Annotated in this window: 12 protein-coding genes; 5 read left to right on the top strand and 7 right to left on the bottom strand. The window is 63.4% G+C overall.

The window, feature by feature from the left end:
• Positions 1-151: 151 nt before the first annotated feature.
• The 6 genes from GEV38_RS04010 to GEV38_RS03985 all read right to left on the bottom strand — a co-directional run bounded on the left by GEV38_RS04010 (position 152) and on the right by GEV38_RS03985 (position 6,836).
• Positions 152-589: an Lrp/AsnC family transcriptional regulator gene (locus GEV38_RS04010; protein ID WP_015268886.1), complete on the bottom strand. Its 438-nt coding sequence runs from the start codon at positions 587-589 to the stop codon at positions 152-154.
• Complete coding sequence (locus tag GEV38_RS04005) at positions 586-1,974, bottom strand: threonine synthase (protein ID WP_015268885.1); 1,389 nt, start codon at positions 1,972-1,974, stop codon at positions 586-588. The genes GEV38_RS04010 and GEV38_RS04005 overlap by 4 nt, the downstream gene beginning before the upstream one ends.
• A gap of 22 nt (positions 1,975-1,996) precedes the next feature.
• Positions 1,997-2,881 carry a LysR substrate-binding domain-containing protein gene (locus tag GEV38_RS04000; RefSeq protein WP_054572297.1) on the bottom strand — a complete coding sequence of 295 codons (885 nt, stop codon included), beginning with the start codon at positions 2,879-2,881 and terminating at the stop codon, positions 1,997-1,999.
• Between the two features lie 37 nt (positions 2,882-2,918).
• A complete protein-coding gene (locus tag GEV38_RS03995) occupies positions 2,919-4,367 on the bottom strand; it encodes an amino acid permease (protein ID WP_054572296.1) in 1,449 nt (482 codons plus the stop codon).
• 143 nt (positions 4,368-4,510) lie between these two features.
• Positions 4,511-5,782, bottom strand: a complete 1,272-nt coding sequence (locus tag GEV38_RS03990) for a cystathionine gamma-synthase family protein (protein WP_015268882.1) — start codon at positions 5,780-5,782, stop codon at positions 4,511-4,513.
• A gap of 169 nt (positions 5,783-5,951) precedes the next feature.
• Positions 5,952-6,836: a homocysteine S-methyltransferase family protein gene (locus GEV38_RS03985; RefSeq protein ID WP_170976289.1), complete on the bottom strand. Its 885-nt coding sequence runs from the start codon at positions 6,834-6,836 to the stop codon at positions 5,952-5,954.
• 118 nt (positions 6,837-6,954) lie between these two features.
• Here GEV38_RS03985 and GEV38_RS03980 point away from each other — a divergent pair, with 118 nt between their 5' ends.
• Together GEV38_RS03980 and GEV38_RS03975 are read left to right on the top strand one after the other, a co-directional pair.
• A complete protein-coding gene (locus GEV38_RS03980; RefSeq protein WP_003256303.1) occupies positions 6,955-7,776 on the top strand; it encodes an ABC transporter substrate-binding protein in 822 nt (273 codons plus the stop codon).
• Positions 7,773-8,594, top strand: a complete 822-nt coding sequence (locus GEV38_RS03975; protein ID WP_015268879.1) for an amino acid ABC transporter permease — start codon at positions 7,773-7,775, stop codon at positions 8,592-8,594. The genes GEV38_RS03980 and GEV38_RS03975 overlap by 4 nt, the downstream gene beginning before the upstream one ends.
• A 158-nt stretch (positions 8,595-8,752) precedes the next feature.
• Here the strand turns inward: GEV38_RS03975 and GEV38_RS03970 are convergent, their stop codons facing one another.
• The gene (locus GEV38_RS03970; protein WP_023663598.1) at positions 8,753-9,682 is read right to left on the bottom strand and encodes a malate dehydrogenase; all 930 of its coding nucleotides are present in this window, start codon (positions 9,680-9,682) and stop codon (positions 8,753-8,755) included.
• Between the two features lie 360 nt (positions 9,683-10,042).
• Between GEV38_RS03970 and GEV38_RS03965 the strand changes: the two genes are divergently transcribed.
• From GEV38_RS03965 to GEV38_RS03955, 3 genes are all read left to right on the top strand, one after another.
• Positions 10,043-11,524: an ATP-binding protein gene (locus GEV38_RS03965; protein ID WP_235891283.1), complete on the top strand. Its 1,482-nt coding sequence runs from the start codon at positions 10,043-10,045 to the stop codon at positions 11,522-11,524.
• Entirely contained in the window at positions 11,509-12,858 is a 1,350-nt protein-coding gene (locus GEV38_RS03960) for a sigma-54 dependent transcriptional regulator (RefSeq protein ID WP_054572294.1), read from the top strand. The genes GEV38_RS03965 and GEV38_RS03960 overlap by 16 nt, the downstream gene beginning before the upstream one ends.
• Before the next feature lie 166 nt (positions 12,859-13,024).
• A complete protein-coding gene (locus tag GEV38_RS03955) occupies positions 13,025-13,708 on the top strand; it encodes a hypothetical protein (RefSeq protein WP_054572293.1) in 684 nt (227 codons plus the stop codon).
• The last annotated feature ends 9 nt before the right edge of the window (positions 13,709-13,717 follow it).

Genomic DNA, 13,717 nt, shown 5'->3' with positions numbered 1-13,717 from the left:
GCCAGTTGAATATGGCAATCCGCTGTATTTACTGGCCAATCTGACCAGTAGCCGATGCACGCCTGAGCGCCGCCGGAATGCAAAACGCCGCCAGGGCGCAAACCCGGGCAGCGTTGTTGTAGCGAGGGTTACCAAACGGCAAGCGCGCGTCTCAGATCACCGTGGCCAGGACGAACGATGTCACGGTGTTCTCGACCCCAGGCATGGCGGCAATCTCCTTCCATACATGGTGCACCCGTTCCGGGCTGGAAGCCTCGACGCGCAGCAGCAGGTCGAATTCGCCGCTGAGCACTTCACACTGGATCACCTCGGGGATCTGGCGCAATGCATCGAGCACAGCCTCTCCGCGCATGCGGTCGTAGCGGTAGACGAAGATGACCGCGTTGATCAGCGAGGTCGGTCGTCGCCCCTCACCGATACGCAGGGTATAGCCCTGGATGGCCCCGTCACGCTCCAGGCGCTCGATGCGCTGGCGTACCGCATTACGCGACAGGTTCACCTTGAGCCCCAGTTCGGCATGGGCAATGCGTGCATTGGCGGTGAGCTCGGCGAGAATACGCTCGTCCAGGGGGTCGAGGATGCGCTTCATCGTCCTGCCTGCAACCGGGCCAGTATTTCATGAACCCCCGCCAGGTCCTCTGGCGCCAGCAGCGGCCCAACGCCTGCGCTGCCAACACCACAGGCCGGCACCTCGCCATGCCAGGCCCCAAGCTCCGCCAGCAACCCGGCAGACTTTTCCGGGGCAAACTGGCCCAGCGTGACGATCGGCGCACCAATGTTGCGCCGGTGCAGGCGCCCGGCGAATGCCCCGGTGGCAGCGTGTGGGTCTACTGCGCAGCCGGTTTCCTGGAACAGCGTGACGATTTCTTCGCGAATCAGCGCGTCATCCACGGCATAGGAGTCGAACAGCATGCGCGCGTGCAGCCACTGGCGGTTGCCGATGCTCAACTCGCCACAATCCTCGAAATGCTCCATCAGTGCCCGGGTCGCCCCACCATCGCGGTCATACAGCTCCCAGACGAAACGTTCCAGGTTGGAGAACAGCGAAAAGTCCATGACCGGCGACAAGGTCTGGCTGGTGGAGCCACGGCTGTAGCGATTGCAGTGGATGAACCGGTGCAAGGCATCGTTGCGGTTGGTGGAAACAATGATCTGGTTGATCGGCAGGCCCATTTTCTGGGCAATGAACCCCGCGTAGATCTCGGCAAAACTGGCCGTGGGGATGCTGAAACCCACCGGCCGAATCCCACCACCCAGCTGAAGCGCCGCGTGGAAATAGAACACGATCTGCGCCAGCACGCCGACCCAGTTGGTCGAATTGAAGCTCACGGGTATCAGCCCGGGGCACGGCCATGCACGCAGCAGCGCCGACACCAGCGACTGGCAGTCATCGAAGCTGCCGTCCACGGCCACGCAGCTCACGCTTTCGGAAGCGGCACTGCGCATCACCGCCGCCCGGTCGGCCGGTGTCCCGGCACTGGGGTAAAGCGCCAGCAAGCGTGCCGTAGGGCAATGCCGCAAGGCTTCGATAGCGGCCACCGCCGTATCGCCGTTGCTGGCACCGACCAGCATGACCCGTTCGCAATCGGGGCCCAGGAAATGGCGGATGAGCCGCGCCTGCAATTGCGCGGCGAAATCCTTGGAGGAACGGGTAGGCCCGTGAAACAGCTGCAGGATCCATTCGTTATGGCCAATCTGCTGCAACGGTGCGATGCCACGGTGCTTGAAGCCGCGGTAGCTGTCGCTTACCAGCGCTCTCAGGGTCGGCTCATCGAGCGTGTCGCCGACAAACGGCGCCATTACCCGCCAGGCCAGTTCGTCGAACGGCAACCACGACCAGCTGGCAATATCCTGCTGGCTGAACGTCGGCACCGCAGTCGGCACGTAAAGCCCGCCATCGTCGGCCAGCCCGGAAAGCAGCGCCGTGCGGAAATCAACCCGTGTCTCGTTGCCGCGCGTGGATGTGTACTGCATCGGTGCTCCAGGTAGTATTTGATTAACGGTGGGCCATCGCCACCAACCAGTGGCTGAAGGCTTGGGCATCCGTGGACAACGCCTCAGCCAGGCCACGTACCAGGTAAAACGACTCGCTCGCCTCGATGCGCTGCGCAAAAGGCGCCACCAGCCGCCCCTCCTGCAGCAAGTCCTCGACCAGCGACGAGCGCGCCAGTGCCACCCCAAGCCCCAGTTCCGCCATGCGCAAGGTCGCCACCAGGGTGTCGAACTGCAGGCCGCTGGAAGAATCGACCTGATCGGCGCCTACCCGCTCCAGCCAATAACCCCACCCCTCCTCGTAACCCAGCACATGCAGCAACGGGACGCGGGCCAGGTCGCGCGGCTCGCGCAGCGGGGAGCCGGCAATCAGCGCAGGGGAGCAGACTGGCACCAGCAGGTCGCGGGTCAGGCGCTGCGCTTCCACGCCAGCCCACTGGCCGCTGCCCCAGCGGATTTCCAGGTCATCCTCTGCATCCAGTTCCTTGACCCACAGGTTGCTGATGTAGCGGATGTCCACCTGTGGGTGCGAACGGCGAAAATCGGCCAGGCGGGGCGCCAGCCAGAAATGCAGGAACGACAGGCTGCCGCGCACTTTCAGGGGCCGACGCTGGCGTTGCCCGAAAATTTCATTGGTGCCTACCGCCAGGCGGCTTATCGCATCCTGCACCACCGGCAGGTAGGACTGGCCTTCTTCGGTCAACCCCAGCCCCCGGGGCAGGCGCTTGAACAGCGCCACTCCCAACTGGCTCTCCAGGTGGCGGATCTGCTGGCTCACGGCCCCTTGGGTGAGGTGCAGTTCCTCGGCTGCATGGGTGAAGTTCAGGTAACGCGCCGACACTTCGAAGGCTCTGAGCCAGTTCAAGGGGGGCAGGGTTTTCTGGGTCATCGGCGGTTTCTCGTGGCAACGTTCCGGTGCCCTAGTATCACCCTGCTCTGGCGGCCTCGGAACCTGTTGCCAAGGCTTCCGGTTGCAGCGGGCGACGGTCGCGGTACTTGCGGGTCAGCCAGTAGGCCAGGTAACACCAGGCGATAAATGGAAGACCAAAGTACAGGGCCACGCGCTGTGCCGGGTCGAAGGCAATGCCGACGCAGGCCAGCACGCAGCAGAAGATGGCCGCCAGCGGCACGAACGGGTAGCCGCGCACGCGGAACTTGAGGTCTTCGAGCTTGCCGCCATTGGCGATGTAATGGCGACGGAATGCCATCTGGCTGGCCGCGATGCTGATCCACACCACCACCACCGCCAACCCGGAAATGGACACCAGCGCCAGGTAGATGGTGTCGGGGGCAAACACACTGCTCAGCAGCGATGCCATGCCACCGGCCATGCTCAGGACGATGGCATTGAACGGCGTGCCACGACGCGACAGCGCCGCGTACCGGCGGGGCATGTTGCCTTGGTCGCTGAGGGTCCACAGCATGCGCGCCGCTGCATAAAGCCCGGAATTGGCCGCCGACAGCAGTGCAGTGATGATGACGAAGTTCATGATGTCCGCCGCATAGGGGATACCGATCATGGCAAAGACCATCACGAACGGGCTTTCAACCACCCCGGCCTGTTCACGCGGCAACAAGGTAGCCAATACGAAGATGGTGCCGACGAAGAACAGCGCCAGCCGCAGGACCGTGGTACGGATGGCCTTGGGTACGTTCTTTTCCGGGTCGCGGGTTTCGCCGGCGGCGATGCCGATCAACTCGGTACCCGAGAACGCGAAGGCCACCGCCAGCAGGGTCATGGCGATCGACCAGAAGCCCGTAGGGAACAGCCCCTCGCGGGTGAAGTTGCCCAGCCCGACACTGTGCGCCTGGGTGATTTCGAAAACGCCCAGGATCGCGCTGCCGCCCACCACCAGGAAGGCGATAACCGCCAGCACCTTGATCAGTGACAACCAGAATTCGGTTTCGGCAAACGACCGCACCGAAATGATATTGCTGATGAACACCGCAAACCCGAACAGCGCACTCCATATCCACACCGGCGTATCGGGGAACCAACGCACCATCAGGATACCGGCGGCGGTGAATTCCGAGCCGATGGCCACGGTCCAGGTCAGCCAGTACATCCAGGCCACCATGTAGCCTGTACCCGGCCCGAGGTAGCGCGTGGCGTAACTGCTGAACGAGCCGACTTCCGGCATGTGTACCGCCAGTTCGCCCAGGCACATCATCACCAGGTAGACCATGATCGCGCCGAGGATATAGGCGATGACCGCCCCCAGCGGGCCCGCCTGGTTGACGGTGTAGCCCGACGTCAGGAACAGGCCGGTACCGATGACACCGCCCAGCGCCAGCATGACGATATGGCGGGTTTGCATATCCTGCTTGAAGCTATGCGCCGAAGCATTTCTCGTTGTCGTTGTCTGCAGGGACATTGTGGTTTACTCATGAAAGTTGGCGGGCAAGGACGTTGCAACGACCTCGTCTTGGCAGAGCGAAGCGAATTGCCTTGCATATTGTTTTTGTTCGACTTCATGAAGTGGCACCCACCGCAAGGAGCGGGTGCTATACGCCTGCCTCAGGCCTGTGCTTCGGCCAGGCAGGCGTCTTCGTCACCGTGCAATTCCTTTGCTGCGGCCAACTCCTGGCGCACCGATGCACAGGCCTGTGCCAGGTCTGCCAGCAGGTCCTCGGTGTCCTCGATGCCCACCGAAATGCGCACCAGCCCTTCGGAAATGCCCAGGGCCAGCCGTTCTTCGAGGGTGTTTTCCACATGGCTGGTGGTACGCGCCGGGCCGTAGATGGTTTCTACCGCGCCCAGGTTGCCCGCCCGATGGGCGTACTTCAGGCGCGGCAGCAGCCGCGCTACGGTGGGCATGCCACCTTTGAGCACGAAGCTGACAATGGCGCCGAAGCCACGCATCTGCGCCTTGGCAATCGCATGGCCCGGATGCTGGGGCAACCCCGGGTAGTTGACCGCTTCGACCAGCGGTTCGGTAGTCAGGTAATGCGCCAGGGCCTGGGCACTGGCCTGTTGCTGACGCAGGCGCAGGGCCAGGGTCTTGATACCGCGGATGATCAGGTAGGCGGAAAACGGGTCCAGCGCCGCACCGTTGATCTCGCGGTAGTGGCGCACCTGGGCCATCAACGACTCGGCACCGCACACCACCCCGCCCAGTACATCACCGTGCCCGGACAGGAATTTGGTGGCACTGTGCACCACTACATCCACGCCCAGGGCCAGCGGGTTCTGGTTCAGCGGGGTGGCGAAGGTGTTATCGGCCACTACCACGGCGCCAGCCTTCCGGGCGGCAGCGCTCAGGCGCTGGATGTCCAGTACCTTGAGGGTGGGGTTGGTAGGGGTTTCCAGATACAGCAGGTCGCAACCCGCGGCGATCTCACGCTCCAGTGCTTCGGTGTCGAGGGTGTCGCACAGGCAGACCTGCACACCCATGCGCGGCAGGAACTCTTCGAAGATCTTGTTGGTACCGCCGTAACTGTCACGGGTCGACACCACACGCTTGCCGCTTGAGAGGAAGGTATGCAGCACGGCACTGATGGCAGCCATGCCGCTGCTGAATGCCACCGCCGACTCGGACTGTTCCAGCTCGCAGAGCTTGGCTTCCAGGGTAGCGACTGTCGGGTTGCTCATGCGGCTGTAGATGTAGCCGGGCAGCTTGCCCTGCGCCACGTCGTACCAGGCATCGATGTCGTTGTAGCCGTAGGCGGCACTGACCACGATCGGGGTCTGGGTAGCGTTGTAGGGGTGCTGGACCTGCTCCCCGCTCCACACCACACGCGTACCGATACCGGCCGCTGCATTGCCCTCGAATTTCTCGTTCTTGTTCATATCCGGTTCCCGCACCGCTGAGTTGTGTACACCGATTCGGCATCGGCTTTCAGCGGACTATAGGGGCATGGCGGGGGGACTGAAAAACGATGGAATCCGGGTCTGAGTAACGTTTTTTTTAATGGCTGGGGCCGAGCGGGTGCGGAAGCCGCCCTGCCCCTTCAAGGCTTTACGCCAGGTTGCGTTTCAGCTCGGCGATATGCTCCGGGCCAATGCCACAGCAGCCACCGATCATGCTGGCACCCCGTTCACGCCAATCGTTGGCCCATGCCAGGTAACCCGGCGGGTCAAGGTCTTCGCGCAGCTCATCCAGGCCGTCGTTGGCGGTGGCTTCCTTCGGCTGCGGCGGGAAGGCGTTGGCATAGGCGCCAATGGCGATGTCGGCGTTGTGTCGCTCGATTACCGAGCGCGCTACATCCAGTGCAGCGCCAATGACCTCGGGCTGGCTGCAGTTGAACAGCACGGCCGCCGCGCCCAGGCCGACCACGGCTTCGATGGCATCGGCCACTGGCTCGCCGGAGCGCAGGCGTGGCACCTCGTCGACCTCTTCGTCCTGCAGGGTGAACGACACCCAGAACGGCCTGCCGTCTGCCGGCAATTGGCCGTGAATGGCTCGCACCTCGGCAACCGAGCTCTGGGTTTCGGCCAGCCACAAGTCAACATGCGGGGCCAGGCCCTGCAGCAACGGGGCCAGCACCTCCTCGACGCGCTCGGGCTGGAACAGGTCCGGGCGATAGGAGCCGAACAGCGGCGGCAGCGAGCCCGCCACCTTGACCGGGTGCGCTGCGGTATCGGCGGCATGCCGCGCCAGCTGGCCTGCGATATTGGCCAGTTGTCGCCCTTCCTTTGCAAAACGCTCTTCGCCGATGTGGAACGGCACCACCGCATAGCTATTGCTGGTAATGACCTGGGCACCGGCAGCGATGAACGCTGCGTGCACACCAACCACCGCTTCCGGCGCCTCGCTCAGCGCCAGCGCCGACCACTCGGGCTGACGAAACGGCGCCCCACTGCGCTGCAGCTCACGGCCCATGCCACCGTCGAGAATTACCATCGCTCGCTGTTTCATATAACTACTCTAAAGGTGCTTATGAATAAAATTCATTATGTAGGTGACATTTATAACTATTAAATACCGCTTCCTATAATTGGCCAACATTTCAGGTATGTCCATGCGATTTTCAACTGTGCTCGGTGCGGGCCTTGTGCTGCTCGCAACTGCTTCCCAGGCCTTTGCCGGTGCCACGCTGGAGCGGGTTGAATCGCGCAAGGAACTGGTCAACGTTTTGATGGAAAGCTACCCACCGTTTTCCTTCCTCAATGACCAGAACCAGCTGGACGGTTTCGACGTGGATGTGGCCAAGGCAGTGGCGGACAAGCTCGGCGTCAAGCTGCGGCTGGAAACCCCTTCGTGGGACGTGATCGCCGCAGGCCGCTGGAGCGGCCGCTACGACATCTGCATCTGCTCGATGACCCCGAGCAAGGCCCGCGCCGAAGTGTTCGACTTCCCGGTGGAGTACTACGCATCGCCTGCGGTGATCGTGGTCAACGCCAAGGATGAGCGCATCCATGGCGCCAAGGACCTGGAAGGCCGCAAGGTAGGCCTGACCAGTGCATCGAGCTACGAGAGCTACCTGAACAAGAACCTGGTGATCGAAGGCGACGAAGACAAGAAGATCGAATACCCCTTCGATTTCGTGCAAATCGCGCCTTACGACACCGACAACGTCGCCTTCCAGGACCTTGGCCTGGGCGCCGGCGTACGCCTGGACGCCATCCTCACCAACCTGGTGACCGCGCAGCCGCGCCTGGACCAGGACAAGCGCTTCAAGCTGGCAGGTGCCCCGCTGTATGAAGAGCCGAACTCGGTGGCCATCGAGAAGGGCGACCCCGAGTGGGATGCCAAGGTGCGCCAGGTGTTTGCCGAGTTGAAGGCTGACGGCACCCTGGCCAAGCTGTCGCAGAAATGGATTGGCGCCGATATCAGCAAATGAGCACCTTCCCCTCATCCCCCAAGCCCGTGGCCAAGCCCACGGGTGCCGGCCTGTTCGGCTTTCGCACCCGGCTGTTGCTGACCTGGCTGGCGCTGTTTGGCCTGTTCGTCGCGTTTTTCCTCAGTTTCGATCTGAAGTTCTCGATCATCCTGGAGAAGTTTCCGAACCTCGCCGGTTTCAAGCTGGGGCCCAACGGCTTTCTGCAAGGCGCGGCACTGACCCTGTTCCTGTGCCTGTGCTCGATGCTGGTGTCGGTACTGTTCGGCTTCGCCGCCGCGCTGGCGCGGTTGTCGAACAGCGCGGTGCTGGTGGGTGTCGCCAGCTTCTACACCTCGTTCTTCCGCGGCACCCCCCTGCTGATCCAGATTCTGCTGATCTACCTGGGGCTGCCACAGCTGGGCCTGGTACCGGGCGCCATCAGCGCCGGCATCATCGCCTTGTCGCTGAACTACGGGGCCTACCTGAGCGAAATCTTCCGCGCCGGCATCCTCGGCGTCGCGCGCGGGCAACGTGAAGCGGCACTGGCGCTGGGCATGCGCACGCCGCAGATCTTCTGGCATATCGTCCTGCCCCAGGCCATGCGGGTGATCATTCCGCCTACGGCCAACCAGTTCATCTCGATGCTGAAGGATTCATCGCTGATATCGGTGATGGGGGTATGGGAGGTGATGTTCCTGGCGCAGTCGTACGGGCGGTCGAGCTATCGATACCTGGAGATGCTGACCACGGCGGCGGTGATCTACTGGGTGCTGTCGATCCTGCTCGAGCTGGTGCAGGCGCGGCTGGAGCGGCATTTTGGCAAGGCTTACCAGCGCTAGGGGCCAGGCTGGGTTGGCAGCCCCCCCCCTTATTGAACTGCACGTAAACTCATTGAATTAGCAGGGACACTGTGGGAGCGGCTTTAGCCGCGAACACCGGCGCAGCCGGTGCCATGCACCGCGTTGGATTCTTCGCGGCTAAAGCCACTCCCACAGCGTTACAGCGCCTTCATTTCAGCAATATCCCGCGCCACCTGATCAGCCGATTGATCGAACATCGCCTGCTCCTGCGCATCCAGCGGCAACTCGATCACCCGCGCCAACCCCTCCTCTGCCAGCACGCAGGGCACACCCATGGCAATATCCGTGCGCCCGTACTCGCCTTCCAGAATCGCCACCGCCGGCAAGATGCGGTTTCGCCCGTTGGCGATCGCATCGACCATCTGCGCAATCGCCACGCCCGGCGCATCGCAGGCGCTGCCCAGCTTCTTCAGCCCCAGGATCTCGCCACCACCCTTGCGGGTGCGCTCGACGATCTGCTCGATCTGCTCACTGGACAGGAAGTGCGACAACGGCACCGAACCGATCTGGCAGTAGCGCATCAGCGGCACCATGCTGTCGCCATGCCCGCCCAGGACCAGCGCCGTGATATCCCGGGCAGAGAACCCGGTCTGCTCGGCGATGAAACACTTCATGCGTGCGGTATCCAGCACCCCCGCCTGGCCGAACACCTTGGTGCGCCCTAGCCCGCTCAAGCTCCAGGCGCGATAGGTGAGCACATCGACCGGGTTCGAAACCACCAGCACGGTCGCAGTTGGTGCATGCAGCTTGATGTCGGCCATGATGCCGTCGAGGATTGGCAGGTTGATACTCAGTACATCCTGACGCGACTGCCCCGGCTTGCGCGGCACGCCTGCAGTGATGACCACCAGCTCAGAGCCGTCCAGCATTTCAGCCTTGGCCCCGCCGTGAACCCGGGTATCGGAACCCGACTCGACTGCCGCCTGCCACACATCCAGCGCCTTGCCTTGCGCCATCTCGCCCTGCACATCCATCAACACCAGCTCACGGCACAACTCTTCCCGAGCGATGATCTGCGCCGCCGCCTCGCCGACCATGCCGGCACCCACGATTGTCAGTTTGTTCACACGACACCTCCCAGCGGCGCGCGCCACCAGGAACACGCCTGCAATACAGAGAAGTATTGCCTGCTGAGGCGAAAAGACCACTCAAAGGCAAATGGAAGCGGTACGCGTACCCCGTGGGAGCGGCTTTAACCGCGAAGAATCCAACGCGTTGCCTGGCACCGGCTGCGCCGGTATTCGCGGCTAAAGCCGCTCCCACAAGGACCGCGCCACCTTCGAGTGCAGTGCAGTACCTGTGGGAGCGGCTTTAGCCGCGAAGAGGCCGGTGCAGGCTGGCCTAGAACTCGAAGGTACTGGACAAGCTCACCTGCCGCGCATCGCCAATGGCCACAAAGTACTGGTTCACCGCCAAGCGCCCACAGAGTGACTGCTAATTCAACCGACCCTGTCCTTGCACGGCGATTTTCCATCTGGCAAGGTTGCCAGCAGAACGCCCACCGACTGACCAGCGGTGCCCCACATCCAAGGAAACCTGACCTGTCACTGCAACCCTCCGTTCGCCGTGATCTGCTGATTCTGTGGCTTTCCATTGCCGCAGTTGCGCTTGTGCTGGGATGGCTGCTGCTGATAATCAGCCGCCAAGGCGCCGGCCCTCAGATTGCGCAGGCGCGCCAACTCACCTCGACCAGTTGCCAGGCGCTCCAGGCGGGTGCGGCACGGGTTCGCCAGCAGCTCCCGCCTGCACAAGACCACCCCGATCTCATGCCCCCCGCTGCCGCACAGGCAGTGCTGGATTTGGCGCTGCGCGATCAGCCGGGCATGGAGGGCGGCTTCTGGCGAGCGGATGCGGGTGTGGTGGCCTACGCCTTCCCAACCTACGACGGCACGGGAATCAAACGCGACCCGCCGAGCGCCGAGTTGCAGCGCATTGCCTCCACGGCCCAGCGTGCGCAGGATTCTGCAGGCCTGGTGGCGGATGTGCGACCGGGCTTACGCGAAGCCGTGGCTTTCGCCGCCTGCCCCGTTCAGGCCTATGACCGACAGCTGATCGCCTGGACCCTGATGCGCGTTCCGCTTTTGGCCACAGAAACAGTCAATACCTTGATACTCGCGGTAAGCCTGCTGCTGGCGCTGGTCGTTGTCTCCGGGGCATGGCTGGGCTGGATGATTTCGCGTTGGCAGCGCCAGTCGGCGCATTTGCGAAAGCAACTGGCCCAGTCCGAACGCCTGGCCACGCTGGGGCGCGTTTCCGCCGGGCTTGCACACGAGATCCGCAACCCGCTGGGCACGATGCGCATGAAGGTGGAAAACGCGATGGCTGCCCCGGCTGACCGGCGCGAAGCACGTGTGGTTGGTGCCCTGGAGGCCGTACTTTCGCAAACGGCACGGCTGGAGACGCTGGTGTCGAGCCTGTTGGCATTGACGCAACCTTTCCGCGCCGAGCGCAAGGCAGTTGACCTGCAGGAATGGCTGGAGGAGCGGCGTAATGCCCACGCCGAAGCAGCGCAAAAGAAAGGCGTACGAATAACACTGGCCGTTGAACCGGAGCTGACCGCTAGCGCGAAGCAAGTTGCGCTGTTCGACCCGACACAAATGGCGCGGGTCTTTGACAACCTGCTGCTCAATGCGCTGGCGCACACGGAAGAACGCGGTGAAATCGAGCTCGGTGCGCATCGCACGCACCGCGGCACATTGCTGTTGTGGGTGGCGGACGATGGTTCCGGCATTCCGCATGACCTGCGCGATACACTGTTCGAACCGTTCTCCACCAACCGCGCTGGAGGTACCGGCCTGGGGCTGGCGCTGGTGCGCGAGATCGTGCAGGGTCACGGCGGGCGGGTCGGTCTCGCCGAGTCGGCCAAAGGAACGCGCATAGAGATGGAGCTACCGTGGCCCGAATCCTGATCGTCGACGATGACGCCGCATTCCGCGACAGCCTTGCAGAAATGCTGCAAGACCTGGGGTATGCGGTGCTGCAGGCTGAAACCACCGATGCAGGCCTGCACCGGCTGCGCACCGAGGACGTGGATGCGGCCATCGTCGATCTGCGGCTGCCGGGCGAGGATGGCCTGGTGTTCCTGCGCCGCGCGGCGCGCATCTCGCAGGTGCCTTGCATCATGCTCACCGCCTATGCGAGTGGCGGCAACACCATCGAGGCGATGAGCCTGGGCGCGTTCGACCACCTGACCAAGCCCGTGACCAGGGCCGCCCTGATCGAGACGCTCGAACGGGCCCTGCGATGGGCAGCCAACACCCCAGACACCCCCCAGGCGGCCGGGGCATCACCTGCCGCACAAGAGCCCGTGGATGGCACCGAACTGGTCAGCAGCAGCGAGGCCATGCGCCAGGTCTTCAAGCGTATCGGGCTGGCCGCGAACTCCGATGCCACTGCGTTGATCCTGGGCGAGACGGGCACAGGCAAGGAACTGGTCGCGCGTGCCTTGCATCGCAACAGCGGGCGAGCCACCGGCCCCTTCGTCGCCGTCAACTGCGCGGCGATCCCGGCCGAACTGATGGAAAGCGAGCTGTTCGGTCATGTCAAAGGCGCGTTCACCGGTGCCATCAATGAACGCACCGGGCGCTTTCGCGAGGCCGATGGCGGCACCCTGTTCCTCGACGAAATAGGCGATATGCCGCTGTCCACGCAGGCGAAGATCCTGCGGGTGCTGCAGGAACGCGAGATCACCCCCGTGGGCGCCAATCGTGCCCAGCCGGTGAACGTGCGCATCATCGTGGCCACCCACCGCGACCTGCCCAGCGCAGTCAAGGAAGGGCGCTTCCGGGAAGACCTTTGGTACCGCCTGCAGGTAGTACCACTGTGGCTACCACCGCTGCGTGAGCGCCTGGGCGACGTACTGCTGCTGGCCGAACACTTTCTACGCCTGCTGGGCGGCGACTCGCCCAAGCGGTTGAGCGCGGCGGCAGCCCGGCTGCTGCTGGCCCATTCCTGGCCGGGCAACGTGCGCGAACTGCGCAATGCCATGGAGCGCGCGGCCATCCTCAGCCACGGCCCGGTCATCGAGGCCGAACACATCGGGTTGCAGACGGCGGCGGCGCCCACCCCAGGCCTGGACATCGACTGGGAAGGCCCAATGGCACAGGCCGTTGCCCAGCTGGAGCGCGAAATGATCGTGCGCGCCCTGGCTGCGACGGCGGGCAACCGCGCAGAGGCGGCGCGGCGCCTCGGTCTGTCTCGCCAGCAGCTCTACCGCAAGCTGGCCGAGTTCGATCTGGACTAACCCCTTCGCACGCAAAGGAGGTGTCCGATTCCGTGACACCTTAGCGTCACGTAATCGGACGGCACATCACTCCTATCAATCATAACTGATTGATTTAATTAACAATTTTATCTGGCATGGTGTTTGCGCTACAGGTTGGGTGTTCCCACCCAAAAGAGCTTCTCCAATGTCCAGGTATTTCATCGCCACATCTCTTGCACTGGCAATTGGCCTGGGTAGCCTCAGCGCGCATGCCATGCCGCCCGCCGCCGCCCATCTGTCTCCAACACCGCATCAGGGTGTGGAAACACCTGGCCTGGTGAGCCAGTACGTGGTGGAAGGCCAGGTGCAACTGATGCTCATCAATCCCTATGGTGAGGTCGACGGGCTGCGCCTGAGCGACGGGACCATTGCAAAGTTTCCACCGCACATGGCCGATGCGCTCACAGCCACGGTCAAAGTGGGGGACGCCGTCCGCATCATCGGGCGGGCGGAAACGCGAGGCACGGTCAAAGCCGACGCCATCATCCACGCCGACAGCGGGCGCACCGTGTACAACCAGCCGCCACCGGTTGGCGAAGGCCGAGCCCTGCCGCCACACCTGCGCGCCCAGCGCCTGCAGCCCCAACAGGTGGAAGGCCAGGTGGAGACCGTGCTGACTGGCCCACGGGGCGAGGCCAACGGCGTCATCCTGAGCGATGGCAGCATCGTACGTTTCCCGTCAGAGAGCCTGCGTATTTCCGTGCAGACGGGCGCACCGTTCGCGGCATCCGGGCTGGGCACGCGCAATGCGTTTGGCACCGCTTTGGAAGCGGTCAGCATGGGCACCACGTTATCCACCCTGCAGCCGCTCTATGACCGCGCGCCATAAGGGAATGCC

Source organism: Pseudomonas sp. 13159349 (assembly GCF_013305685.1).
Lineage (GTDB): Bacteria > Pseudomonadota > Gammaproteobacteria > Pseudomonadales > Pseudomonadaceae > Aquipseudomonas > Aquipseudomonas asiatica.
This window is presented reverse-complemented; position numbering and strand designations above follow the sequence as displayed.